Source organism: Kitasatospora sp. NPDC088346, from assembly GCF_044740765.1.
Lineage (GTDB): Bacteria > Actinomycetota > Actinomycetes > Streptomycetales > Streptomycetaceae > Kitasatospora.
The window spans coordinates 222,953-248,171 of record NZ_JBIURH010000003.1 but is presented as its reverse complement, the minus strand read 5'-3'; the positions used below and the strand labels follow the sequence as shown (position 1 = coordinate 248,171).

The following is a 25,219-nucleotide window of genomic DNA, read 5'->3' as shown; positions in this document are numbered from 1 at the left end:
AGCCTGCCGTGAAGCGACCGCTGCCGTACGCCGCCATCACCGCCGTGGTGGTGCTGGGGATGTCCGGGTGCTTCCTGGACCAGGACGAGCACCGGGACGTGGCGTACTCCGTCACCGAACCGGTCCGGGTCCTGGTGATCGAGGGGCGGACCGGGGACATCCGGGTGGTCGGCGGTGGCGACGGGGTGCGGGTCACCGAGCACCTGTCGTACCGGGACCAGGAGCCCGAGGCGACCCACACGGTGGCCGACGGCACCCTGACGCTCGGCTACCGCTGCCCGCAGGACGGCTGCGGGGTGGGCTACGAGGTGCGGGTGCCGGCCGGGACCGAGGTCCGGGTGGCCACCTCCACCGGAGGGGTACGGCTGAGCGGGCTCACCGCGGCCGTCGACGCGGCGACCTCGACCGGCTCGATCGAGGCCGACGGCCTGGCCGGCGCGGCCGTGCGGCTGACCACCGGCACCGGGGACGTCGCGGTGGACTTCGCCGCCGGTCCGACCGGCGTGCAGGTGAGGTCCGACACCGGCAGCGTCAGCGTCAGGGTGCCCGGGCGCGAGGAGTACGCCGTCACCGCCGGCACCGACACCGGCAGGGTGAGCGTCTCGGTGCCGCGGCGCGACGACGCCCCGCGGACCATCACGGCGCGGACCGGGACCGGTGACGTGACGGTCGGGAATGCCTGAGCCCGCCCGGGTAGGGCATGATCGTCCCTGGTCGGCCACGGGGGAGGGGCTGAGATGAACGGGGACGTCCGGGAACGGGCTCCGCGGCTGCGCGGGCGGCTCGCCGCCGCGGCCGCCCGGTGCGGCGCGGGGCCCGGTGCGGCGAGCCCGTACCCGCTGGACGGCTGCCTGGCGGTGGTGGCAGCGGCGATCGCGGTCTGGGCCGTGGTCCACGACGACCGGGACTGGCCGCCGTGGGTCTACCTGCTGGTGCTGGCGGCCGCGGCGCCGCTGCCGTGGCGGCGGCGGGCGCCGTTCACGGTCTGGCTGGTGGTCGGCCTGCTGTCGCTGGTGCAGTCGATCGTGGCGCACTCGGTGGCCCCGCAGATCCCGTTGCACGGAGTCCTGGTCACCTACACCGTCGCGGACCGGGGCCGGGACTGGCAGCGCTGGCTGATCCTGGTGATCCTGGTGCCGGCCAACATCCTGGGCACCCGCTCACCGAACGGCATGCTCTTCAGCCTGCTGACCTCGGTCGGGTCGTTCATCGTCGGCTCGCTGGTGCGCGAGCTGCGCGGGCGGGCCGCGGCGTCCGCCGACCGGGCCCGGGAGGCCGCCGAACGGGCCCACCAGACCGGCCTGCGGGCGGCCGCCGACGCGGCCCGCGCGGTCGCCGAGGAACGCTCCCGGATCGCCCGCGAGATGCACGACATCCTGGCGCACGCCGTCTCCCTGATGGTGATCCAGGCCGAGGCCGGTCCGCTGGTGGTGCGCAGCGACCCGGATCGGGCGATCCGCACCTTCGACACCATCGCCGACTCCGGACGGGACGCCATGGTGCAGCTGCGCCGGGTGCTCGGCGTCCTCAGGGAGGAGGGCGCGGGCCGGGAGCTGGCCCCGCAGCCGACCCTGGCCGAGCTGGCGGCGCTGGCCGAGCGGGTCCGGGGGTCCGGACTGCGGGTCGAACTGACGTGGGGGGAGGCGGCCCCGGCGGTGGCGCCGGACGTCCAGGCGGCGGCCTACCGGATCGTCCAGGAGGCGCTGACCAACGTGGTGAAGCACGCGGCGGCCGGTGCGGCCGTGGTCCGGGTCGGCCGGGTGGGCCGGGTGCTGGAGGTGGTGGTGTCGGACGACGGCCGCGGGGTGCCGGTGGCGGCCGGTGCGGTGGCCAGCGGCTGGTCCGGCGGACGCGGCCTGGTCGGGATCCGGGAGCGCGCCGCGGCCTGCGGCGGTCGGGCCGAGGCCGGGCCGGGGCCGGACGGCCGGGGGTTCGTGGTGCGGGCCCGGTTCCCGCTGGACGGGGAGGGACGGTGAGGGGGAGCGTGGATCCGATCCGGGTGGTCGTCGCGGACGACCAGGAGCTGGTGCGCGCCGGGTTCGGCATGATCCTGGACGCGCAGCCGGACATCGAGGTGGTCGGTGAGGCGGCGGACGGCGCGCAGGCGGTCGAGGCCGTCCGCGCGCACCGGCCCGACGTCCTGCTGCTGGACGTGCGGATGCCGGTGATGGACGGGTTGGAGGCGGCCCGACGGGTCTGCGCCGAGTTCCCGGACTGCAAGGTGATCATGCTGACCACCTTCGACGTCGACGACTACGTCTACGACGCGCTGTACGCCGGGGCGAGCGGCTTCCTGCTCAAGGACGTCCGCCGGGACGACCTGGCGCACGGCGTGCGGATGGTCGCCTCCGGCGAGGCCCTGCTGGCGCCGTCGGTGACCCGGCGGCTGATCGGCGAGTTCGCCGCGCGCCGGCCGGGCGGCCCGGGCGGCGGACCGCCGCGACCGCCGTCCAGACTGCTGGAGCAGCTGACCGCACGCGAGCGGGAGACGCTCCGGCTGCTGGCGCGGGGGCTGTCCAACGCCGAGATCGCCGCCGAGCTGGTGGTCAGCGAACACACCGTCAAGACGCACGTCAGCAACGTGCTGAGCAAGCTGCGGCTGCGCGACCGGGTGCACGCGGTGGTCTTCGCGTACGAGTCCGGTGCGGTGGTGGCGGGGGAGGGCTGAGGCCGGGCTCCCTCCTGCGGGGGAGCCGTCGGTTCACCGGTGCGGGCGATCCCCGCAGGGGCCGTGACGAGCAGGATGCGGACCGGAGAATCCGATCCGAAGGAGTCCGAGATGGTCGCTCACCTCACCCGTCCGATCCCCGTCGCCGCCGTGGGAGGCCCGGTGCTGCTCGCGGTGTACGGCGCCGTCCGCCTGCTGCCGGGCTCGAAGGAACCGGGGGCCGGCTGGCTGGCCGGGCACGCCGCGCTGCTGGCGGGCATGCTGCTGTTCGGGGTGGTCCTGGTGGCGCTGCACCGGGCGGCCGGGCGGCGCAGGGTGCTCGCCGGGCTGTCGCTGGGCACGGCGGCGCTGGGGCTGGCCGCCTCGCTCGGGCAGGTCGGCGTCGATCTCTACGTCGGGGCGGTGGCCGCCGACAAGGCGGCTCAGCGGGAGCTCTTCGAGCGGATCCAGGACCACCCCGGTGTGGTGCCGGCGCTCTACTCGGTGGGCCCGCTGCTGTTCTACGTCGGGCTGCTGGCGCTGCTGGTCGGCGCCGTCCGCCTGGTCCGGCCGCGGGGGCCGGTGCTGATGCTGGCGGGGACCGCCGTGATGGCCGCCGACCTCGACCTGATGGTGCTGGGCGCGGCGCTTTACCTGGCGGCGCTGGCGCCGCTGGCCGTCCGGTCGCCGGCGCCGGAGGGCCGTGGCGCTGTCAGTGCCGCGGCCTAGGTTGAGGGGTGTCGGGCGAGGCCGAGCGGGCCCGCCGACACCCTCCCCGTCCGCCCGAAAGGGGCTCCGCCATGTCCGTCGCCACCGATCAGCAGGTCACCTACCTGGAGCTGTCCGAGGACGGCGGCGGTGCGCACAAGTTCTACGAGGTGCGGCAGGCGGGCGCCGAACTCACCATCACCTACGGGCGGATCGGCGAGCCCGGGCAGGCCAGGACGACCGGCTACCCGACGGCCGAGAAGGCCGCCGCGGCCGCCGCGAGGAAGGTCGGCGAGAAGGTCCGCAAGGGGTACGCGCCGGCCGTCCGCGGGGTGCGGCAGCGGCGGGCGGTGACGCGGCGGCAGATCGTGTCCACCCGCTCGACGGCCCGTCAGGCCCCGGTGCTCTGGAGGTTCAGGTCCGGTGCGGACGCGTTCGGCATCTTCGTCGGCGAGGAGCACGCCTGGGTGGGCAACGAGGCCGGCGACGTCTACACCCTCACCCACGACGGCGAGGTCACCGGCCGGTTCGGCCTGCCGGACGGCGTCAAGTGCATCGTCGCGGACGACTACTGGATCTACGCGGGTTGCGACGACGGCCGGGTCTACGACCTCGGCGGCAAGGTGCCGCGGGTGGCGTACGAGATCGCCGCCGACGTCGACATCTACTGGCTGGACATCCACGACGGCGTGCTCGGCGTCGCCGACGCGCGCGGCGGCATCACCACGGTCGACCACGAGGACGAGTTCCAGTGGCGGCGTTCCGCGAGCGGCACCTCCGGCTGGATGGTGCGCTGCGACGCCGACGGCGTCTACCACGGGCACTCGGCCGGCGTGGCACGCTACTCCGCGCGCGGCGGCGAGGAGGTGTGGCACGTCAGGACGGAGGGTTCGGTGCTGTTCGGCTGGCAGGAGCGGACCGAGGTGTTCGCCGGCACCAGCCGCGGCTGGGTCTACCGGCTCGCCAAGTCGGACGGCTCGCAGGTCGCCCGTTACCGCTGCGACGCCTCGGTCTTCTCCTGCGCCGCCTCGCCGGACGGCCGGTACGTCTTCGCGGGTGACAACTCCTCGTCGGTGTACTGCTTCGCGGCGGACGGCACCCGGTTGTGGAAGCTCGGCACCGGCTGCGGCTCGGCGTACAGCATGCAGTACCGCGACGAGCGGCTCTACATCGTCACCACGGACGGCTCGCTGGCCTGCATCGACGCGAGCGAGGCGGCCGTCCGGGCGGCGGAGGGCGGGCAGCTGCCGACCACCACGGACGTCCGGTCCTCGGGCTGGGAGCGGGTCGCGCCCGGCGTCGACCCGGAGACGGTGACCGTCGCCGAGGTGAGCGCGCTCGGCGGGATCCAGGTGGAGTGCGTCCAGGAGGGCGGCCGCACCCGGGTGCGGGTCACCTCGCCGGGCTTCGACCCGACCTGGCGGGTGCAGTTCCCCAAGGACATCCGGGTCCCGGGCGCCCGCTACCTGGTCTCCGAGGTCCACACCTCCGAGCGCGGCGGCTTCTACCGGGCGCGCGGCGAGATCAAGCGCCTGCTCTGACGGTCGGACCGCGGTGGGCGGGGGTGAGCTCGGGGTGCCGGGGTGCCCGGGTGCCGGGGCGTCAGTGGAACCGGAAGACCGGGCCGCGGGGGGTGAAGGGGAGGCCGGCGCCCCGGGGGACGAGGTAGGCGTGCTCGCGTCGGACCCGCAGGACGTCGCACGCGCCGTCGGTGATCACCAGGACCGGTGCGCCGGGTGGGAAGTCCGCGGCGCGCTCCAGCAGGTCGATGCCGGGTTGCAGGACGGTGCCGCCCCGGCCGCGGACCCGGACCCGGCCGGCGATGTCCTCGGCGGGCAGGTAGCCGGCGTCGTGCGGTGCGGCGTCGCAGAACACCACCCGGGCAGCGGGGACGTCGCGGGCGGCGGCGTAGGAGGCGATCGCGCCGAGGGCCTTGCCGAGCAGCCGCCGGTCCATCGAACCGGAGGTGTCCAGGACGACGCCGAAGGTGCAGCGGGCCACCTCCTCGGGCGGGAAGTACCGTCCGGCGCGTGGGATGTCCGGGGTGGAGGCCTGGCGGCGCGAGGGGCGGGCGTAGCTGCGCCGTGGGACCGGGGACGGGACGAACTCGTCGAACCAGCGGGCCAGTTGCGCGTCCCAGGGCAGCGGCGGGTGGGCGAGGGCGCGGATCTCCTCGACCAGTCCGGCCGGGAGGTGGCCGCGTTCGCGTCCGTGCAGTTCGAAGCCCTGTTGCAGGCCGCGGCGGTAGAAGTCGTCCAGGTCGACGTAGTCGCGTGCGGGGCCGAGCGGTTCGCCGAGCACGTCGGGCCGCCCCTTGCCGGCGAGGGTGGCCAGGCGGCGGATGCGGCGCTGGTCGCGGACGATCCGGTCGTAGACCTCCTCGGCCGAGATCCCCTTCAACCCGGGGTCGTGCAGCAGGCCTTCGGGCATCTCGCCGACGCCCATCTCCAGCAGCCAGCCGTTGATCACGTAGTCGGCCGCCACGTTGAACAGGTACGGGTCGCGCGCGCCGCAGCGGTCGCCGTGCCGCAGCGCGGCGTGCAGCATCTCGTGGGCCAGGATGAACCGCCACTCCTGGTCGCTGTGGTGGCGCAGCGGGTTGAGGTAGATCTCGCCGGCCTCGGCGCTGACGGCGGCGATCGTGATCCCGCGGGCGCGGGCGAGTTCGGCGTCGGCGACCAGGGTGATGCCGGCGGCCAGGCCGCCGAGCAGCGGGTACGAGGAGATGAACCAGTTGAGCGCCCTGGTCCAGGGGCGTTCGGGGGTGCGCTCGCCGGTCAGTTCGTCGCGGCGGCCGCCGGCCACGTCCATCGCGGCGGACATGGTGCGGGTGAGCGCGGCGGCGAACGCCACGGTCCAGTCCTCGGGCCGGCCGCGCTGTTCGGGCCAGGGCAGCAGCAGTTGGTCGGGCCCGGGGCCGCCGACGTCCGGAAGCGGTGGGAGGCCGTCGCGGCGCCAGCGGGCGGCGAGTTCCTCCTCGTCCCCCGCGGGGAGGACGGGCAGGTCGAACGGGGGGCGGCCGGTGGTGAAGGTGGCCTGGAAGCGGATGGCCACCGCGCAGCGGGCGGCCAGCTCGTGCTCGTCGGGCGGGGTGCGGCGGCCCTCGGCGGCAGGTACGTGGCCGAAGCCCAGGTGGAGCAGGCAGTGCGCCAGCACCCAGGCCCACTCGGCGGGTTCGGCGCGGCGGCGGGGGGCGGCGTGGACGGTGCCGTTGGAGTCGGCGACGGCCCAGCCGTTGGTCGGGCACAGCTCGCACTCCGGTGACCGGCAGATCCGGGTGGCCACCGCGGCGAGCGCGTGGTTGGCGTGCAGGAGGCGGACGCCTGCGGCGAAGGCCTCGGCGTTCGGGTCGGGGGTGGGCTCGTCGGCCTTGCCGGCCCTCCGGTGCCTCACCGGCGGGCCTCGACCAGGCGGGGCATGTCCCGGGCGGCCTCGATCAGGAACCAGGCGGGCAGGACGGGGTTGCCGTCCGGTCCGTCCGCGATCACGGTCTGGGCGACCTCGACGGAGATCTCGGCCAGCTGGACCAGCAGGGACTTGGCCCGGTAGGCGGTCTGCCGCAGCGCGTTGGACACGTGCTCCTTGCGCGCGGGCAGTTCCTTGACCAGCCGGGTGCGGAAGGAGTCGGCCAGGTAGTAGAGCAGGTCGCGGTCCTCGGGCCGGTGCGGCCAGCGGGCGTCGCCCTTGAGGATCGCGTCCAGGCCGTAGGAGTTGCGGACGATCTTGGCGTAGCCGCAGAAGCCCACCGCGTGCTGCGGCGTGAGCAGTCCGTGCGCGAGCACCTTGAGAGTCGGCTCCTCCAGGGCGGGCCCGAAGGAGTGCAGCGCGTCGGAGAGCATGTGCCAGGCACGCGGGGTGGAGAACGGCTCCTCGGTCTTCGGCGGTGCGGACCACAGGTGGTCGGGGCGGTCGGTCAGGTAGTCCGTCACCCAGGGGTGGATGCCGTGGCCCGCCGCCCAGCCCAGCCAGTCGGTGGCGCTGGCCCGCAGGTGCACGTGGACCAGCCGGTTGACCAGGGCGGATGCCATCGGACGGGCGAGCGCGCCGTCGGTGGCCCGGTTGCCGGCACCGATCACGATCGAGCCGGGCGGCAGCTCGTAGGAGCCGATCCGGCGGTCCAGGATGAGCGAGTAGAACGCCTTCTGGACGTCGGGGGTGGCGGCGTTGAGCTCGTCCAGGAACAGGCAGTACGGCTCCTCGCGGGCGATCGACTCCGGCGGGCAGAACCGCGAGCGGCCGTCGGCGGTGATCTGCGGGACACCGACCAGGTCCTCCGGCGCGAGCTGGGTTCCGATCAGGCTCACGCACTCCAGCCCCAGCGAGTCCGCGAACTCCCGTACCAGCGAGGACTTCCCGATCCCGGGCGCGCCCCACAGGAACACCGGCCGGACGGTGGCCAGGCCGAGCAGCAGCTCGGGGACCTCGGACGGCGAGACGGTGACGGCACCCTGCACGGGACTCCTTCGGTACGTGGATTCCCGTGCAGTCTGGGCCCGCCGGGCCGGGGCCGCACCCGGTTTTCGCTCAGCCCAGCAGGGCTGCCGTGAGGGCGGCGGGTGAGGCGGGGCCGCGGCCGTGGTGGGGGCGGGCGGCGTCGAGTTCGGGCATCTCGGTGGCCGCGCGTTCCTCGGGGGCGCGTTCGACCACGGTGGTGCCGGTCTCGGCCTCCAGGACCGGCGCGTAGCCCGCCAGGCGCAGGGCGGCGAGGGTGTCGGCGGGGGAGGCGGTGCTGATCAGGACGGTGGGGGCGATCCGGCGCAGGCCGAGCCGGGTGAGGGCGCGGGCCTTGGAGAGCTCCAGGACCAGGGCCTCGTCGTCGGAGCGCAGGCAGCAGGAGGAGCGCACCACCCGGACCCGGCCGTGGGTGCGGGCGGTGTCCCTGACCAGGTACTCCAGGGTCTGCGGCAGCGGGAGAGCGCCCTCGGAGACCTCGGTGAGGCGGGCCAGCAGGCCGTCGGCGGCCGCGCCCGCGTCCAGGGCGCGGCGGACGGCGGCCGGGCCGATCCGCCAGACCACGGCGTGGCCGTCGGACTCGCGGTCGGCCACCGAGCCGAGCAGGTCGGCCAGTTCGGGTGCCGGGACGCCGGGCACCACGACGGTGAGGTCGGCCTGGAACCGGGCCGTGGTGAGTGGGACGGGCACCAGGTCGGCGAGGGCGGTGCGCAGCTGTCCGACGGCGCGCGCCAGGTCCGGGTGACCGGTCAGGGACGGCCCCGCGCCCGGGACGGCGGGGAACCAGCGGTCCGCGCCGGCGCGCAGCATCGCCAGTACGGCGTGCCCGACCGGGGTGAGCGCGCCGTGGGCGACCACCCCGAGCAGCTCGGCCTCGGTCAGCGTGGCCGGGGTCAGGGCGGGCCGTGCGGCCGCGGTGGCCATGGCCATCGGCAGGTGCCAGCGGGCGGCGTCGGTCAGCCCGGTGAGGACGTCGTCGTCCAGCCCGGCCGCGGCGCCCACGCCCGACCCCTCGGGCAGCAGCGCCAGCGCCTCCAGCAGGGCGCGCCGCAGCGGTACGGCGTCCGGATCCTGCGGCGTGGCCAGGGCGACCGGCGGGTCGCCCCCGTCGGGCCAGTGGGTGAAGACCTCGGGGGTGACCGCCCAGGTGGCGATCAGCGGCACCAGACGGTCGGCGGGCGGGGCGGCCAGCCAGCGGTCGTAGCGGTCGGTGGGCAGCACCCGGGCGGGCGGCGGCGGGACGGGCTTGCGGCTGCGGGTCGCCGGCGGGGTGTCGCGGTGCGGTGAGATCAGGCCCGCGTTGGCCGCGAGGTCGAGCCAGAACCGGGTGAGCTGCTCGCCGGAGCCGACCGCCTTGGCGAGCCGGCGGGTGTCCCGGACGGCGATGCCGCCGGTCCGGCGGACCGCGAGCGGCGCCGCGGCGGTCGCCCTGAGCAGCAGTTCCACCTGGGAGACGGCCGCGGTGGCGGCGGCCTGCGCCTCACCCGCGGACCGGGCCGGCAGTGGCCGGGCGCCGTGGACGGCGGGCGGCTCGGGGGTGAAGTCGTGGGCCGCGTCCGGGTCGCGCAGGGCCGTGCCGACCTCGTACGGCAGCTCGGCGAGGTCGGCCCCGACCGGGACCAGCAGGCCGCGCGCGGCCAGCCAGTCCGCCCCCGGGTCGCCCGAACCGTCCGGCCGCAGGCGGTACTTGAGTGCCGAACCGTAGTAGCCGACGGCGTCCGCCTCGAAGCAGCGGGTGTGCGTCACCGGGCCGTCGGTGACCAGGGCGGCGAGCAGCCGTACCGCGTCGAGGGGAGCGCCCTCGGCCAGCCGGCGGACCGCCGCACCGTCCTCCAGCCGTGCGACGATCCGGCGCTGCGCCGCGTCCCGGTTCGGCGCCGGGTCCAGGCCGAGGGTGTCCTCGATCAGGCGGATCTCGGCGGCCCGGTAGGCGTCGGAGAGCAGGACGGCGGCCGGGCGGCCCAGCCCGCGCAGTTCGGCGGAGCGCTGGTGCAGGAAGGCCGGCAGGGTGAGCTGCGGGCCGTGCGGCGGGAGGATCAGGGCGCGTTCGGCCAGCGCGTCCAGGACGGGGCCGGCGGCCTCGCCCAGTTCGGCGAGCACCAGGGCGCGGGGGACGGTGCGTTCGGCGGGGTCGGGCGGCCGGACGGTGTACCCGCCGGGCCGGAAGGACGGGCGTCCGCCGCTGAAGCCCGCCGGGCCGGTGCCGTCCGCCGTGACCGGCAGCGGTCCGTGCAGTCGCTCGGCGAGTGCCGAGACCGCGGTGAGGACCTGGAGTTCGGCCAGGTCGAGCGTCCCCATCGCGGTCAGGGTGGAGGACGCGCCCATCAGGTGCTCCGCGAGCCGCGCCGGGTCGTCCAGGCCGGGACCGCCCGAGTACGGCAGCAGCCGCTGCTCCAGCAGTTCGGTCAGCTGGGCGGGGGTGCGGGTGGTCAGCCAGGTCTGGAGGGCTTCGGCGCTGGTCACCCGGCCACGGTAACGGAACGCCCGCGGCCGGCGGAGGCGTTCGAGGGGCACGCAAACCGTTCGCGTGACCGGCCCGCGGCCCGTAGCGTCGCGGGGTGTGAACGCGAAGCGCCCCCTGATCGCCGTCCTGACCGGCGCGGGCATCTCCACCGACTCCGGCATCCCCGACTACCGTGGCCCGAACGGCCTCTGGCAGCGCGACCCGAAGGCCCAGGAACTGGTCACCATCGGCCCGTACCTGGCCGACCCGGACGTGCGGCGCCGCTCCTGGCTGATGCGCGCCGAGGCGGGCGCGCTGGCGGCCGAGCCCAACCCGGGCCACCGGGCGCTGGTCGAGCTGGAGCGCAGCGGGCTGCCGGTGCGGGTGCTCACCCAGAACGTCGACGGCCTGCACCAGCGCTCCGGCCTGCCCGCCCGCAAGGTGCTCGAACTGCACGGCACCGCGCACCGGGTGCAGTGCGTGCGCTGCCGGGTGCGCAGCGCGATGGCGGACGCGCTCGCACGGGTCGCGGCGGGCGAGCCGGACCCGGCCTGTACGGCCTGCGGGGGCGTGCTCAAGCCCTGCACGGTGATGTTCGGCGAGCTGCTCGACCCGGTGGTGCTCGAACAGGCGGAGGCCATCGCCAAGGCCTGCGACCTGTTCGTCGCGGTCGGCACCACGCTGCAGGTCCACCCGGTGGCCGCGCTGCCGCAGATCGCGCTGGAGCACGGTGCCCGGCTGGTCGTCGTGAACGCCGAGCCCACCCCGTACGACCCGGTGGCCGAGGAGGTGATCCGGGAGCCGATCTCCACCGCGCTGCCGGAGTTGGTGCGCCGGCTGGTCGCGGGGGAGTGACGGCCGGGGGAGCGGCGGTGGGGCGGCGGCGGTCGGGCTACTGCCAGGCGACCAGGTGCGGGCTGCCCGCGGTCTGCTCGTCGGCCGTCGAGGTGGCGACCGGGCCCAGCCGCACCGGCTGCGCGCCCGGGGTCAGGTCGAGCCGGTAGAGGGTGGTCGTGCCGCCGTAGGCGTCCAGGTAGGCCAGTGACCGGCCGTCCGGGGAGAGCACCGCGCTCTCGACGAACCGCGGCGCCGCCGGCAGCAGCGGGACGAAGCCCTCCAGCCGGCCGTGGTCGGGCGCGAAGGTCAGCAGCAGCAGTTGCTCGTTGTCCACGCACAGCAGGGTCCGCTGGTCGGTCCACAGCCGGGGCGCGCAGCCGGGCAGTCGCTCGCTGCCGGGCAGCGTGCTGCGGCCGTTGCCGGACGGGCCGAGGGACGCGGGCTCGACGTACTGCGGGTCGTAGCTCGCGGCGGGGTCGGTGCGGTGCCAGAGTCCGCTGCCGGCCGCGACCTCGCCGCCGGGGGCGGCCGCCACCTGGTCGGCCTTGGTGTCCACCGGCCGGGTCAGCCAGGGACGGCCGTCGACGAGGGCGAAGTCGGGGCCGGGGGCGACGCCGTGGTCCTGCGGCCCGGCGCCGGCGGCCAGGTCGCGGCTGACCACCCGGTGGTCGGCGCCCTCGTACCACAGGACGGAGGTGCCCGCCTGGAAGGCCGGTCCGCGGCCCTCGGCCGGCGCGGCCACGGCGGCCCGGCCGCCGGGCAGGGTGAACGCGGTGGCCACCGGCGCGGAGCCGTTCGGGCCCGGCACCGTCCCGGCGATCAGTCCGAAGCCGGGGTCGAACAGCTGCCGGTCGGCGGCGGCCGTCGTCCGCCGCGGCTGTCCGCACAGCGGCTCGACGACGGCGCCGTCCGGGAGCGCGGCCGACCGCTCGGCGGTCCGGGTGCCGTCCGCCGCGGAGTGGGCGGCCAGGGTGACCACGTGGACCTTGGTGTCCGGTGCGGTGGCGGACTGCGCCGCGAACCGGTCGCACCAGGCGACCACGATGCTGTCCTTGCCGGTGAGCGGCGGGCCGGGCGCGGCGGCGCCGCTGTCGGCGGGTTTCGACCCGCCGCCCGTGCAGGCCGAGACCGTGAGCACGGCCGCGGCCAGGAAGAGACGGGCTCCAGCTGTCCTGCGCATGGCGAACTCCCCCGAGGTTCTTGACGATCGGCACCGAGAAGTTAGCAGTCCGATGATCACTTCGGAAGTCGCGGGTCATTACGATGACAGCCCCGACGAGCAGGAGTGATCAATGGCGATCGGCACCTTCGACCCGTGGTCGGCCGCGTTCGTGGCACACCCCTACGACGCGTACGCGCAGCTGCGCGAGCACGCCCCCGTCAGCCACTACGAACCCACCGACCAGTGGCTGGTCTCCCGCCACGCCGACGTCAGCGCGCTGCTGCGGGACCGGCGGCTCGGCCGCACCTACACCCACCGCTACACCCACGAGGAGTTCGGCCGCCCGGCCCCCGACCCGGCCCACGAGCCGTTCCACACCCTCAACGACCACGGCCTGCTCGACCTCGAAGCCCCCGACCACACCCGGATCCGGCGGCTGGTCTCCAAGGCCTTCACCCCGCGGATGGTCGAGTCGCTGCGCCCCACCGTGGCCCGGCTCGCCGACGAGCTGGTCTCCGGCCTGCTCGCGGACGGCGGCGGCGACCTGATCGCCGCCGCCGCCGAGCCGCTGCCGGTCGCGGTGATCGCCGAGATGCTGGGCGTCCCCGAGTCCGACCGGCACCTGCTGCGCCCGTGGTCCGCCGACATCACCGGGATGTTCGAGCTCAACCCCGCACCCGAGACCGCCGCGCGGGCCGTCCGCGCCAGCATCGAGTTCTCCGACTACCTGCGCGCCCTGATCCGCGAACGCCGCACCGCCCCCGGCACCGACCTGATCAGCGCGCTCATCCAGGCCCAGGAGGGCTCGGACGCGCTCAGCGAGCAGGAGATGGTCTCCACCTGCGTCCTGCTGCTCAACGCCGGGCACGAGGCGACCGTCAACACCACCGGCAACGGCTGGTGGGCGCTGTTCCGCAACCCCGGCGAACTCGCCAGGCTGCGCGGGTCGGTGGACGAGCTGCTGCCCACCGCCGTCGAGGAGCTGATGCGCTGGGACACCCCGCTGCAGATGTTCGAACGCTGGGTCCTGGAGGACATCCAGGTCGCCGGCACGACGATCCCGCGCGGCTCGGAGGTGGCGCTGCTCTTCGGCTCCGCCAACCGCGACCCGGCCCGTTTCACCGACCCCGACCGCCTGGACCTCGGCCGCACCGACAACCCGCACGTCACGTTCGGCGCCGGAATCCACTTCTGTCTCGGCGCTCCGCTTGCCAGACTGGAGCTCGCCGAGTCGTACGGTGCGCTGCTGCGCCGGGCGCCGGGCCTGCGGCTGGTCCGCGAGCCCGCGTGGCGGCCGGGATACGTGATCCGGGGGCTGTCGGAGCTGCTGGTCGAGATCTGAGGAGACGTGATGGGGCGGGCGACGGGCACCCTGCTGGGCCTGGCGATCGGGGACGCGCTGGGGCATCCGACCGAGTTCCGGACCATGGACGAGATCGCCGCCTCCTGCCCTGACTGGCGGCAACTCCCGCTGCCGGAGCAGGCCCGGGTCACCGACGACACCCAGATGACGCTGGCCCTCGCGCGCGGGCTGCGCACCGCCGCGGAGCGCGGCCCGCTGACCCCGCTGCGGGTCGAGCGGCCGGTGCGCGAGGAGTTCGTCGACTGGTGGCGCTCCCCGGAGAACAACCGCGCCCCCGGGATGACCTGCCTGCGGGCCTGCCAGCGGCTCAGCCGTCCCGGGCGCCGCTGGCAGGAGGCGAGCGACCTCGGCTCCAAGGGCTGCGGCGCCAACATGCGGGTCGCCCCGGTCGGCCTGCTGCCCGGCCTCACCGACCGTCAGTTCTCCGGTGCGGCCCGGCTCCAGTCCGCGCTGACGCACGGCCACCCGACCGCACTCGCCGCCAGCGAGCTCACCGCGCTCACCGTGCGGCTGCTGGCCGCCGGCACGGAGCCGGCGGACCTGCCCGGCCTGCTGCGGGCGCACGCCCGGGCCAACCGCACCCACTACGACGCGTTCTGGCTGGGCGACCTGGCCGCGCACGCGCACGACCACGCGCCCGAGGAGTTCACGGCCCGCGGCTGGGACGAGTGCCTGTTCGAGCTCGACCGGCTGGACGCCGCGCTCGCCAGGCCCTCGCTCGACACCGACCCGTGCGAGATCACCGGCGCGGGCTGGGTCGCCGAGGAGGCCCTCGGCACGGCCCTGCTGTGCTTCCTGCTGCTGCCGGACGACCCGGTGGCGGCGGTCCGCCGCGCGGCGTACTCCTCCGGCGACTCCGACTCGCTGGCCTGCCTGACCGGCGCCTTCGCGGGCGCCCGGCACGGCGAGGCGGCCTGGCCGGCCGACTGGGTGGCGCGGATCGAGTACCGCGACGAGCTGCTGGAGCTCGGTGCGCACTGGGACTGACGCCCGGGGGAGGGGCTCCCGCCGCGCGGGCGGCGTGACGCCGGTGAGGGCCGCGACGAAGGCGGCGAGCGCGTCCCGCCGCCCGGCGTCCGTGCCGCGCTTCGGCGCCGCGGCGCAGGCCGAGCCGTGAGCCGCGGAGCAGCTCCTCGAAGGAGACGCGGTAGGACGTGCTGATGTTCAAGGCTTCCCCCGGGTCCGTGCCGAAGGCAGGACCTAAGGGCTGACCGTCGTGCCGTTCAGGCGTTCGAAGGCGCCGGTGACCAGCTCGCGCAGCGCGTCCTGGTCCACCGCCGCCAGCCGTCTGACGTACAGGCAGCCCTTGCCGGTGGTGACCGGGCCGAGCCGGGCCAGCAGCTCACCGTGCCGGTCGAAGCCCTCGGCGATGTACAGCGTCAGCGCCTGCTTGCGCGGCGAGAGGCCGACCGGCGGCCAGTCGCCCTCCCGGCCGCTCACCGACCGGTAGTGGTAGGTGCCGAAGCCGACGATCGAGGGTCCCCACATCACCGGCGGCGCCCCGGTCGCCTCCGCGACCAGCGCGCAGAGCGCCCGGGCGTCGGCCCGGCGGCGGTCGTCCGCCACGGCGGCGAGGAACTCCTCGACGCTCGCGCCGGTCGGTCTGGTCTTCGGCTCGGCCATCCGCCCAGGCTAGGGCGTCCCGGTCCGGCCCGGCAGGATCCCCGCCGCGCCGGCCGCGTCGATCCACGTGGGGAAGCCCGCCAGCATCCGGTCGTACAGGGCGCCGTCGGCGACCCGGCGCGGATCCCGGCCGGCCGGGAAGAAGCCGGCGTTGTCGACCGGCCGCCGGGCCGGCACCGGGAGCTCGTCCATCCGGCGCAGGAAGGCGAACTCCCGGTCCTCCGGGTCGCCGAAACCGACGAACTGCCAGTACAGCGGCAGCTCGGCGGCCAGGCAGAGCATCTCCTGCGCCGCCCTCCGCGAGGTCGGCCCGCCGTCCGTCTGGAAGACCACCAGAGCGGGGTCGACCGCGCCGGACCGCTGGTAGTGCGCGACCACCGCCTTCATCGCCAGGTGGTAGTTGGTCCGGCCGAGGTGGCCGTACGCCTCGTGCAGCTCGGCGATCCGCCCGCGGTAGTCGGTCAGCGAGAGCTCCGCGACGCCGTCCACACCGGTGGAGAAGAACACCACCGGCACCACGCCGTCGTCGTCCAGCCGGGCGGAGAGCGCCAGCACCTGTTCGGCGAAGTGCTGAACGGTGCCGTCGCGGTAGAACGGCCGCATCGAGCCGGAGCGGTCCAGCACCAGGTAGACGGCGGCCCGGATGCCGCCCAGCCCGGCCTTGTCCAGGCTGACCTGCGCGGACTTGTACAGGCTGACCAGGCCGGGCGCGGCCGCCGACACCTTCTCCAGGCTCAGACCCACGCCGGGTACCTCCCGCCGAGGCCGGCCGGGTCGGCGCCCGCGGCCACCGCCGCCAGGTCGTCCGCGACCTGGAGCACCGTCTCCCGGCCCTCCACCGCGGCGGTCCACTCGGCGGGCAGCGCGGCCGCGCCGTGCACCGCACCGACCAGGTTGCCGCAGACCGCACCGGTGGAGTCGCTGTCGCCGGAGTGGTTCACCGACAGCAGCAGCGCCTCGCGGGCGTCGGCGCCGGCCAGCGCCGCGTACACCGCGATCGCCAGGCACTCCTCGGCGATCCAGCCCAGCCCGACCCGCTCCACCGCCTCGGCGCCGGGCGCGCCCTCGTCCGCGATCCGCATCGCCCGCTCCAACGCCACGACCGTCTCCCCGCCGCGCGGGTACCCGGCGGTCTGCTCGACCGTCCGCTCGACGGCCGCCCGCAGCTCCGCGCCGTCCGCGACCCGGTCCAGCAGCGCGGCGAAGGCGCCTGCCGCGAGGTAGCCGGTCGGGTGGCCGTGGGTCAGCTGGGCACACTCGGCGGCCAGGTCGAAGGCGCGCTGCGGCCCGAGCCGCAGCAGCCCGAACGGTGCCGAACGCATCACCGTGCCGCAGCCCTTGGAGTGCGGGTTGATAGGTCCCTCCTGGCCGAGCGGCGCCGCCGGTTCGTACCGTGGCCACTCGGTCAGGCCGCTCAGGCAGGCGTTGCCCGGTGCCCGCGAGGCGTACAGGAACGGCAGGCCCAGCAGCCAGCCGTCCGGTGCCCGCTCCGGGCCGGACAGCCGCTGGGTCAGCAGCCAGCGCTGGTACGCCAGTTTCACCGCGGCCGGGGTGCCGCCGCGCAGCAGGCCCTCGGCGGTGAACAGCGTCATCTGGGTGTCGTCGGTGACCTCGGACCCGTTCAGGCCGGTCACCCCGGCGGGACCGAACCGTTCCCTGATCAGGTCCAGCCGCTGGAACTCCACCGGCCAGCCGAGCGCGTCACCGACCGCGCCGCCCAGCAGTGACCCGCGCACCCGCTCCGCGTGACCCGTCGTCATGCCCCACCCCTGTCGTCCGTCGTCCTAACGCGTGATCGACCCGGCGCGCCCGTGCAGCGCCGCCCGGTCCGCGGCGGCCCGGCCGGCCGCCCAGCCCTCACCGTCGCTCACCCGCACCCGCTGCGAGGTGAGTTTCGGGAACATCTTCCCCACCGCGTCGTCGACCGCCTCCTCGCGCGCCGCCAGCGCGGGCAGCAGCCGCTCGTCCGGCACCAGCTGCTCCGAGCTGCCGTCCTCGCGCAGGTGCCGTCCGGCGGCGGCCTGCTCGACGGTCTGCTCGGTGGCGGTCGCCAGCCGCTCCCGGATCCGCGTCGCGTACGCCACCAGGAACGACTGCCGGAACGCCTTGGTGCGCGGCGCGCCGTCCTGGTGCCGGCGGCTGCCGGCCCGGTGCATCGCGGCGGTGGCCTGCACCAGCAGCGAGGTGTAGAGCAGCTCCACCGCGTCCAGGTCGGCGTCGAAGCCGATGATCGTGCAGAAGCCGAACTCCTTGGCCCACACCACCCGCGCCCGGTTCGCCGCGGCCACCGCGTCCAGCAGCATCGCCTTCGGGCTCTCGTACGGGTTGTCCACCCCGATCCGCAGCGCCGCCGGGGCGTCCTTGTGCGACGCGCCCGCCGCCAGCAGCGCCTCGTCGATCGAGTGCTGCGCCATCAGCTGCTGGGCCTTGGCGGTCAGCGCCTCGGCCTCCTCCGGGAACTCGGTCGACTCGGCCTTCGCCAGCAGCGCCCGGATCCGTCCGAGCATCCGCGGCTCGCCAGCCACCGGCCCGACCGCCCGCACCGGGGACTGCCCCGGCACCGGCCCCACCGGCGCGATCGGCGGCAGCAGCGTCCAGGCCCGCAGCAGTTCCAGCGCCACCGTCGCCAGCGCGAACCGGTCCTGCCGGTGCCGCTCGGCGAACGCCCCCAGGTACGCCTCGTCGCCGGACCACCACACCTCGGCGGCCAGCTCGCGCAGCTGCTCCTGCCAGCGCCGGTCCAGGGTCGCCGACGGATGCCGCCGCCCCTCGGCGGCGATCAGGTCCACCGCCAGCGCCAGGTGCACCGGCCCGAGCGCCCGCCGCACCACCCGCACCAGGTCGGCCGGCCGCCAGCCGCCCCGCCAGCACCGCCCGACGGCCTGCTCGGCGTGGCCCAGCAGGGCCCGGCTGACGTGCGGCCACTGCTCGGTGGAGGCCGCCAGCAGCGAGGCCCCGCCGTCCAACGCGTGGTCCAGCCGGTCGGCCGGCGCCGCCACCACCTGCTGCACCGCCTGCGCCAGCAGCCCGTCGACGGCCGTTCCCTGGTCGTCCCTGCTGCGCTTGCCCACGGTCATTCGCCTCTGCTCGCCACGGCGCCCGGACCCGGGCACCCCAGCCATGATGCCGCAGCCCGCCGCCGAACCCTCAGCCGTCCGAACCGTCGGCGGCCCGCGACGGGCCCCCGCACGGGTTCAGCGCTCGACGGTGGCCGCCAGGATCTCCGGCAGCCGCTCCAGCAGCCGGCCGGCCGCGAACCGCAGCGTGAGCGCCGCCACCAGCGCCCCGTACAGCGGCCCGGCCACCAGCACCGTCCACGCCGGTCCGTCGACGGACAGCAGCCACAGCAGCAGCCCGCCGACCGGCAGCGCCACCACCGCGCCCCCGACCATCGAGCCGAAGCTGTTCACCAGCACCAGCCCCGTCTGCCCCGGCGCCGCCGTGCGCATCGGGCTCCCGTCCGCCGGCATCGCGTACGGGGCCAGCACGCTCAGCAGCCCGCCCAGGGCGATCCCCGACCCCAGCGCGGCCAGGGTCAGCCCCAGCGCCGGCGCCAGCGACCCCCACTGCCCGGTGGCGGCGGCCAGCCCGAACCCCAGCACCAGCAGCACCGGCACCGCGTACGCGAGCACCGCGTACGCCCGGCCGCGCAGCTCGTCCCGGGCCTGCGCCCGGGTGCCCAGGCTGGCCGCGACCATCCAGAACGCCGAGCCGTCCATCCCGAACAGGTTCAGCATCTGCAGGCCCAGCATCAGCCCGCCGGCCGCCACCACGTACACCGACGCCCAGCCCTGGACCACCGACAGCACGCAGAACACCAGCGCCATCCCGATGCTGGTGAAGATCGCGGCCTTCGCCCGAGGCTCCCGCCAGGCGTACCGCAGGTGGCGCTGCATCACCGCGCCCGCCCGGCCGTCCGGCAGCAGCCGCCACGCCCGCGACCCGCGCACCCCGCGGGTGCGCACCAGCGTGGAGGAGTCCGCCGTCACCATCAGGTGCCGCAGGCTGACGTGCCACCAACGCAGCAGCAGCGCCAGCAGACCGGCCGTCAGCGCCAGCTGCGCCACCGCCACGCCGTACGCGCCGTCACCGGCGCTGCGCACCGCGTCGACGGCGGCGACCGGCGGGACCCAGCGCAGCGCCGCGGCCCACGGCTCGATCGGGGAGAGGTCGAGGGTGGCGCCGGGCCGGCCGAAGGCGCTCTGGAAGGCCAGGTTGCCGACCTGGATCAGCACCGCGAACAGCAGCCCGCCGAAGATCGCGAAGTCCTTGCCGCGCCGGCTGGACAGCAGCCGGGCGTTCCCGGCGGCGACCGACCGGGAGAGCACCACCAGCGTGACCACCGCCAGCGGCACGCCCACCACCGCGAACGGCGCGCTGCCCGCGCCGCCGGCCGCGGCGACCGCCCCGCCGGCGAGCAGCAGCAGCGACAGCACCGGGCCGGGCCCGACCAGGGCCGCCAGCACCGATCCGCGCAGCAGCGGGCCGGGCCGCAGCGGCAGCATGGTCAGCCGGGTCGGGTCGGCGCTCTCGTCCCCGCTGAACAGGAGGAGCGGCAGGGCCGCCCAGCCCAGGGTCAGCCCGGCGGCCAGCAGGACGGCGGCGTCCCCCGCGCCGGCGTGCCCGTGCAGGAAGGCCACGGCGGTGGCGACCGCCGCGGTGAACAGCAGACCCAGGGCGGAACCGAGCAGGTACACCGCCCGCCGGCCGGGGCTGCGCCGCAGGCCGTTGGCGAGCAGACGCAGTTTCAGCGACACCAGGGTGCGGACCACCGCCCGGTCCGCGGGGAGCGCCGTCGTCACCGGGCACCGCCCAGCCAGTCGAGGGACCGACCGTCGTCCTCGCGGACCCCGATCAGTTCCAGGAAGGCGGCGTGCAGGGATCGTCCGCCGCGAACGGTCTCCAGCGGGCCCCGGGCGATCACCTGCCCGGCGCTGATCACCGCCACCCAGTCGCAGAGCTGCTCGACCAGCTCCATCACGTGGCTGGAGAAGACCACGGTGGAGCCGGAGGCCGCGTACCGGCCGAGCACACCGCGGATGGTCTGTGCGGAGACCGGGTCGACGCCCTCGAAGGGCTCGTCGAGGAAGAGCACGTCCGGGTTGTGCAGCAGGGCGGCGGCCAGGCCGATCTTCTTGCGCATGCCGGTGGAGTAGTCGGCGACCAGCTTGTCGCCGGCCGCCTCCAGGTCGAGGACGGCGAGCAGTTCGCCGGCCCGGCGGTCCACCTCGGGGCCGGGCAGGCCGCGCAGCCGGCCGTTGTACTGGAGGAGTTCACGGCCGCTCAGCCGTTCGAACATCCGCAGGCCCTCGGGCAGGATCCCGATCCGCGCCCTCGCCTCGACCGGGTCCCGCCAGACGTCCACGCCGTGGATCAGCACGCTGCCGGCGTCGGGCCGCAGCAGCCCGGTGGCCATCGACAGGGTGGTCGTCTTGCCGGCCCCGTTCGGTCCGACCAGGCCGACGAAGGAGCCGGCCGGCAGGTCGAGGCTGAGGCCGGCCACCGCCGTCTGCGGACCGAACCGCTTCCACAGGTCGTGGAGGACGACGGCGGGTGGCGGTGCGGACTCCTGCATGGTGGGGTCTCCTGCTGCGCTGGGCCCGTGCGGACGGGCGGATCCGGTGGCCCCAGCCTCTCACCGGGCGTCAGCGGGCGGCAGTCCCCGGGCGTTCGGACCCGACCGGACCCCGCCGGACCCGAATGGCGGATTGTGCGGCGAACTAGTTGGGCCACCCGTTCGTCCTGCATCCTGAGGGAGCGCGATTGCCGCGCGACGGAAGGGGCGTCACGACGCGCCCGGGCTTCGGGAGGTGGCCGGTATGGCCGGACAGCCGTGGGGGCAGCAGCCGAAGCAGGGCCGCCCCCAGTCCTACGGGCAGCCGCTGCCCGCACCCGGGTACGGGCCGCCGCAGTACCCGGCGGCGTACCAGCCCGCCCCGGCCCCCGCGCCGACGCAGGCGGCGGTGCAGGCCTCGATGCAGGCCGCGATGCGCGCCTCGCACGCGGACCGCGAGCGCACCGTCGACGTCCTCAAGGCCGCCTATGCGGAGGGCCGGCTCTCCGCCGAGGAGTACTCGCAGCGCTTCGACGCCGTGCACCAGGCGCAGACGTACGGGCAGCTCAGCCACCTGGTGGCGGACCTGCCGGCCGGGCCGATGCCGGGGCCGTTCGTGGCCGCGCCGGCCGTCCAGCTGGTGCCGCAGACCTTCCTGCCGCCGCCCGTGATGATGCCGCGGCGCACCAACGGGCTGGCCGTCGCCTCGTTGGTGCTGGGGCTGGCCTGCCTGGTCACGGCCGGTCTGAGCGGCGTCCCGGCGGTGGTCACCGGTCACATCGCCAAGAACCAGCTGCGGACCTCCGGCGAGGAGGGCGACGGGATGGCGACGGCCGGTCTGGTGATCGGCTGGCTGTGCACGGGCGGCTGGGCGCTCATCTTCCTGCTCGCGCTGCTGGCGGCCTGAGCCGCCGCGGCGGGGGGCGGCGGTGCCGGCGGTGCCGTGACGAGCGTCTCCGGGCGGCCCCGTCGGCGTGGCTCGGCGTGCGGGCCGCGGTGTTCTGTGGTAGGCCTGGCAAAGGCGTCCTCGGTCGCCCCGCTGAAGGCTCCCACCTGCGACGACGCATTTGTTTTGACCCTCGCCGATGCGCTAGGTAGGCTCTGACCTTGTGCCTGGGGTGTCCCCGGGTCCTTGTGCGTGCCAGCACAACGGCTGCTGCAGCGGAGTGGTTCATCCCGCTTCGCCCGCGCCGTCGCTGCACATCAGCTCATGGGATTCCGCGATTCTTCCCCCGAAGAGGCCCAACACACCCGACCGCGTGGGTCGGTGAGTGGAGGGAACACCGCAGGTTAGTTACACCCAGCCTTGGCACACAGAAAACGGAGAAACGGTGCCTACGATCCAGCAGCTGGTCCGAAAGGGCCGGCAGGACAAGGTCGAGAAGAACAAGACTCCCGCGCTGAAGGGTTCCCCGCAGCGCCGTGGGGTCTGCACGCGTGTGTACACGACCACCCCGAAGAAGCCGAACTCGGCACTTCGCAAGGTCGCCCGTGTGCGCCTCACCAGCGGGATCGAGGTCACCGCTTACATTCCGGGCGAGGGCCACAATCTGCAGGAGCACTCCATCGTGCTGGTGCGCGGTGGTCGTGTGAAGGACCTTCCTGGTGTCCGCTACAAGATCATCCGCGGTTCCCTCGACACCCAGGGTGTCAAGAACCGCAAGCAGGCTCGCAGCCGCTACGGCGCCAAGAAGGAGAAGTAAGAATGCCTCGTAAGGGCCCCGCCCCGAAGCGCCCGGTCATCATCGACCCGGTTTACGGCTCCCCGCTGGTGACCTCGCTGGTCAACAAGATCCTGCTGCACGGCAAGCGCTCCACCGCCGAGCGGATCGTCTACGGCGCCCTCGAGGGTGTCCGTGAGAAGACCGGCGCCGACCCGGTGATCGCGCTCAAGCGCGCGCTGGAGAACGTCAAGCCGACCCTCGAGGTCAAGTCCCGCCGTGTCGGTGGCGCCACCTACCAGGTGCCGGTCGAGGTCCGTCCGGGCCGCGCCAACACCCTGGCGCTGCGCTGGCTGGTCGGTTACTCCCGCGCCCGTCGCGAGAAGACCATGACCGAGCGTCTGCTCAACGAGATCCTCGACGCCAGCAACGGCCTGGGCGCTTCCGTGAAGCGTCGCGAGGACACCCACAAGATGGCCGAGTCCAACAAGGCCTTCGCGCACTACCGCTGGTAGTCCCAACCCCGTCACTAGACAGAGAGAGAACGAGCCACCATGGCTGCAACCTCCCTTGACCTCGCCAAGGTCCGCAACATCGGGATCATGGCGCACATCGACGCGGGCAAGACCACCACCACCGAGCGGATCCTGTTCTACACCGGCGTCTCGTACAAGATCGGTGAGGTCCACGATGGCGCTGCCACCATGGACTGGATGGAGCAGGAGCAGGAGCGCGGCATCACGATCACGTCGGCCGCGACGACCTGTCACTGGACCCTCGAGGGTGTTGACAACACGATCAACATCATCGACACCCCGGGCCACGTCGACTTCACCGTCGAGGTGGAGCGTTCGCTGCGCGTGCTCGACGGTGGCGTGACCGTGTTCGACGGCGTCGCCGGTGTCGAGCCCCAGTCCGAGACCGTGTGGCGTCAGGCCGACCGCTACGGCGTCCCGCGCATCTGCTTCATCAACAAGCTGGACCGCACGGGCGCGGATTTCTACTTCTGCGTCCAGACCATCGTGGACCGCCTCGGCGCCACCCCGCTGGTCATGCAGCTCCCGATCGGTGCCGAGGCCGACTTCGTCGGCGTCGTCGACCTGGTCAAGATGAAGGCGCTGGTCTGGTCCCCCGAGGCGACCAAGGGCGAGATGTACGACACCGTCGACATCCCGGCCGACCTCGCCGACAAGGCCGCCGAGTACCGCGAGGCGCTGCTGGACACCGTGTCGAACGTCAGCGACGAGGTGATGGAGCTCGCCCTGGAGGGCGAGGACATCCCCGAGGAGCTGCTGATCGCCGCGATCCGCAAGGGCACCCTGGACTCCTCCTTCACGCCGATCTTCTGCGGCTCCGCGTTCAAGAACAAGGGCGTTCAGCCCCTGCTCGACGCGGTCGTGAAGTACCTGCCGTCGCCGCTCGACATCGAGGGCATCGAGGGTACGAAGCCGGGCAACGACGAGGAGAAGATCGTCCGTCAGGCTTCGGACGACGAGCCCCTCGCCGCTCTGGCGTTCAAGATCATGTCCGACCCGCACCTGGGCAAGCTCACCTTCGTCCGCGTCTACTCGGGACGTCTTGAGGCCGGCACCGCCGTCCTCAACTCGGTGAAGGGCCGCAAGGAGCGCATCGGCAAGATCTACCGCATGCACGCGAACAAGCGTGAGGAGATCGACTCGGTGGGCGCCGGCGACATCGTCGCCGTCATGGGTCTCAAGCAGACCACCACCGGCGAGACCCTGAGCGACGAGAAGCAGCCGGTCATCCTGGAGTCCATGGACTTCCCGGCCCCGGTCATCCGCGTCGCGATCGAGCCGAAGTCGAAGGGTGACCAGGAGCGCCTGGGCACCGCGATCCAGCGGCTGGCCGAGGAGGACCCGTCCTTCCAGGTCAACACCGACGAGGAGACCGGCCAGACCATCATCGCGGGTATGGGCGAGCTGCACCTCGAGGTGCTGGTCGACCGTATGAAGCGTGAGTTCAAGGTCGAGGCCAACGTCGGCAAGCCGCAGGTCGCGTACCGCGAGACGATCCGCAAGGCCGTCGAGCGCATCGACTACACGCACAAGAAGCAGACCGGTGGTTCCGGCCAGTTCGCGAAGATCCAGATCGCGATCGAGCCGCTCGAGTCCGGCGAGGGCTACGAGTTCGTGAACAAGGTCACCGGTGGCCGCGTGCCGAAGGAGTACATCCCTTCGGTCGACGCCGGCTGCCAGGAGGCCATGGAGTTCGGTGTCCTCGCGGGTTACGCCCTCCAGGGTGTCCGCGTGACGCTGCTCGACGGTGCCTCGCACGACGTCGACTCCTCCGAGCTCGCGTTCAAGATCGCCGGCTCGATGGCCTTCAAGGAGGGCGCCCGCAAGGCGTCCCCCGCCCTGCTCGAGCCGATGATGGCCGTCGAGGTCACCACGCCCGAGGACTACATGGGCGATGTGATCGGCGACATCAACTCCCGCCGTGGCCAGATCCGGGCCATGGAGGAGCGTCACGGTGCTCGCGTCGTCAAGGCGCTTGTGCCGCTCTCCGAGATGTTCGGCTACGTCGGTGACCTGCGCAGCAAGACCTCTGGTCGCGCAAGCTACTCGATGCAGTTCGACTCGTACGCCGAGGTTCCGCGGAACGTGGCGGACGACATCATCGCCAAGGCCAAGGGCGAGTAAGGACCGGCTCACGCCGGTTCCCTGCCCGGGCCGGAGCCTCCCGCAATCGGGACGTTTCGGAACCCCTTAGGCTATTAGGAGGTGAACCGGGGGGATCTGCCCAGATCCC

At 74.3% G+C, this 25,219-nt stretch carries 22 protein-coding genes; 12 read left to right on the top strand and 10 right to left on the bottom strand.

Translation table 11 applies throughout. The features are described from left to right. The first annotated feature begins 8 nt into the window (after positions 1-8). The 5 genes from ACIOFR_RS07075 (at position 9) to ACIOFR_RS07055 (ending at position 4,896) form a co-directional block, all read left to right on the top strand. Positions 9-683: a DUF4097 family beta strand repeat-containing protein gene (locus tag ACIOFR_RS07075; RefSeq protein WP_400993072.1), complete on the top strand. Its 675-nt coding sequence runs from the start codon at positions 9-11 to the stop codon at positions 681-683. 54 nt (positions 684-737) lie between these two features. Continuing rightward, the gene (locus ACIOFR_RS07070; protein WP_400993070.1) at positions 738-1,976 is read left to right on the top strand and encodes a sensor histidine kinase; all 1,239 of its coding nucleotides are present in this window, start codon (positions 738-740) and stop codon (positions 1,974-1,976) included. Continuing rightward, positions 1,973-2,668: a response regulator gene (locus tag ACIOFR_RS07065; protein WP_400993068.1), complete on the top strand. Its 696-nt coding sequence runs from the start codon at positions 1,973-1,975 to the stop codon at positions 2,666-2,668. Before ACIOFR_RS07070 ends, ACIOFR_RS07065 begins: the two co-directional genes overlap by 4 nt. 111 nt (positions 2,669-2,779) lie before the next feature. Then, positions 2,780-3,376 (top strand): hypothetical protein, encoded by a 597-nt coding sequence (locus tag ACIOFR_RS07060; RefSeq protein WP_400993067.1) that lies wholly within the window; start codon positions 2,780-2,782, stop codon positions 3,374-3,376. Positions 3,377-3,447: 71 nt separating this feature from the next. Then, positions 3,448-4,896 (top strand): WGR domain-containing protein, encoded by a 1,449-nt coding sequence (locus ACIOFR_RS07055; RefSeq protein WP_400993065.1) that lies wholly within the window; start codon positions 3,448-3,450, stop codon positions 4,894-4,896. Positions 4,897-4,957: 61 nt separating this feature from the next. Here ACIOFR_RS07055 and ACIOFR_RS07050 read toward each other — a convergent pair whose 3' ends face one another. From ACIOFR_RS07050 to ACIOFR_RS07040, 3 genes are all read right to left on the bottom strand, one after another. Continuing rightward, positions 4,958-6,748 (bottom strand): hypothetical protein, encoded by a 1,791-nt coding sequence (locus tag ACIOFR_RS07050; RefSeq protein WP_400993063.1) that lies wholly within the window; start codon positions 6,746-6,748, stop codon positions 4,958-4,960. Then, a complete protein-coding gene (locus tag ACIOFR_RS07045) occupies positions 6,745-7,809 on the bottom strand; it encodes an ATP-binding protein (RefSeq protein WP_400993062.1) in 1,065 nt (354 codons plus the stop codon). Before ACIOFR_RS07045 ends, ACIOFR_RS07050 begins: the two co-directional genes overlap by 4 nt. Before the next feature lie 70 nt (positions 7,810-7,879). After that, complete coding sequence (locus ACIOFR_RS07040) at positions 7,880-10,270, bottom strand: helicase-associated domain-containing protein (protein WP_400993061.1); 2,391 nt, start codon at positions 10,268-10,270, stop codon at positions 7,880-7,882. Between the two features lie 97 nt (positions 10,271-10,367). On the opposite strand from ACIOFR_RS07040, the gene ACIOFR_RS07035 reads away from it, so the two are divergent. Continuing rightward, complete coding sequence (locus ACIOFR_RS07035) at positions 10,368-11,105, top strand: SIR2 family NAD-dependent protein deacylase (protein ID WP_400993059.1); 738 nt, start codon at positions 10,368-10,370, stop codon at positions 11,103-11,105. A 37-nt stretch (positions 11,106-11,142) separates the two neighbouring features. Here ACIOFR_RS07035 and ACIOFR_RS07030 read toward each other — a convergent pair whose 3' ends face one another. Then, positions 11,143-12,267 (bottom strand): hypothetical protein, encoded by a 1,125-nt coding sequence (locus ACIOFR_RS07030; protein ID WP_400993058.1) that lies wholly within the window; start codon positions 12,265-12,267, stop codon positions 11,143-11,145. A 112-nt stretch (positions 12,268-12,379) separates the two neighbouring features. Between ACIOFR_RS07030 and ACIOFR_RS07025 the strand changes: the two genes are divergently transcribed. After that, complete coding sequence (locus ACIOFR_RS07025; RefSeq protein WP_400993056.1) at positions 12,380-13,591, top strand: cytochrome P450; 1,212 nt, start codon at positions 12,380-12,382, stop codon at positions 13,589-13,591. A 9-nt stretch (positions 13,592-13,600) separates the two neighbouring features. Further along, on the top strand, positions 13,601-14,599 hold the full coding sequence (locus tag ACIOFR_RS07020) for an ADP-ribosylglycohydrolase family protein (RefSeq protein WP_400993055.1): 999 nt from the start codon (positions 13,601-13,603) through the stop codon (positions 14,597-14,599). Between the two features lie 213 nt (positions 14,600-14,812). Here ACIOFR_RS07020 and ACIOFR_RS07015 read toward each other — a convergent pair whose 3' ends face one another. From ACIOFR_RS07015 to ACIOFR_RS06990, 6 genes are all read right to left on the bottom strand, one after another. Beyond that, the gene (locus ACIOFR_RS07015) at positions 14,813-15,235 is read right to left on the bottom strand and encodes a DUF1801 domain-containing protein (RefSeq protein ID WP_400993054.1); all 423 of its coding nucleotides are present in this window, start codon (positions 15,233-15,235) and stop codon (positions 14,813-14,815) included. Between the two features lie 9 nt (positions 15,236-15,244). Further along, on the bottom strand, positions 15,245-15,979 hold the full coding sequence (locus tag ACIOFR_RS07010; protein ID WP_400993053.1) for a VWA domain-containing protein: 735 nt from the start codon (positions 15,977-15,979) through the stop codon (positions 15,245-15,247). Continuing rightward, the gene (locus tag ACIOFR_RS07005; protein ID WP_400993052.1) at positions 15,970-16,995 is read right to left on the bottom strand and encodes an ADP-ribosylglycohydrolase family protein; all 1,026 of its coding nucleotides are present in this window, start codon (positions 16,993-16,995) and stop codon (positions 15,970-15,972) included. Before ACIOFR_RS07005 ends, ACIOFR_RS07010 begins: the two co-directional genes overlap by 10 nt. Before the next feature lie 24 nt (positions 16,996-17,019). Next, complete coding sequence (locus ACIOFR_RS07000; RefSeq protein ID WP_400993051.1) at positions 17,020-18,312, bottom strand: DUF2786 domain-containing protein; 1,293 nt, start codon at positions 18,310-18,312, stop codon at positions 17,020-17,022. Positions 18,313-18,429: 117 nt separating this feature from the next. Continuing rightward, entirely contained in the window at positions 18,430-20,037 is a 1,608-nt protein-coding gene (locus tag ACIOFR_RS06995; RefSeq protein WP_400993050.1) for a transporter, read from the bottom strand. Beyond that, positions 20,034-20,810 carry an ABC transporter ATP-binding protein gene (locus ACIOFR_RS06990; RefSeq protein WP_400993049.1) on the bottom strand — a complete coding sequence of 259 codons (777 nt, stop codon included), beginning with the start codon at positions 20,808-20,810 and terminating at the stop codon, positions 20,034-20,036. Before ACIOFR_RS06990 ends, ACIOFR_RS06995 begins: the two co-directional genes overlap by 4 nt. Before the next feature lie 244 nt (positions 20,811-21,054). Between ACIOFR_RS06990 and ACIOFR_RS06985 the strand changes: the two genes are divergently transcribed. From ACIOFR_RS06985 to fusA, 4 genes are all read left to right on the top strand, one after another. Continuing rightward, positions 21,055-21,696, top strand: a complete 642-nt coding sequence (locus tag ACIOFR_RS06985) for a DUF1707 and DUF4190 domain-containing protein (protein ID WP_400993048.1) — start codon at positions 21,055-21,057, stop codon at positions 21,694-21,696. Between the two features lie 424 nt (positions 21,697-22,120). Then, positions 22,121-22,492 carry a 30S ribosomal protein S12 gene (gene rpsL, locus ACIOFR_RS06980; protein ID WP_014144289.1) on the top strand — a complete coding sequence of 124 codons (372 nt, stop codon included), beginning with the start codon at positions 22,121-22,123 and terminating at the stop codon, positions 22,490-22,492. A 2-nt stretch (positions 22,493-22,494) separates the two neighbouring features. Next, positions 22,495-22,965 (top strand): 30S ribosomal protein S7, encoded by a 471-nt coding sequence (gene rpsG / locus ACIOFR_RS06975; protein ID WP_033822197.1) that lies wholly within the window; start codon positions 22,495-22,497, stop codon positions 22,963-22,965. 39 nt (positions 22,966-23,004) lie between these two features. Next, complete coding sequence (gene fusA, locus ACIOFR_RS06970; RefSeq protein ID WP_400993047.1) at positions 23,005-25,110, top strand: elongation factor G; 2,106 nt, start codon at positions 23,005-23,007, stop codon at positions 25,108-25,110. Positions 25,111-25,219: the final 109 nt, after the last annotated feature.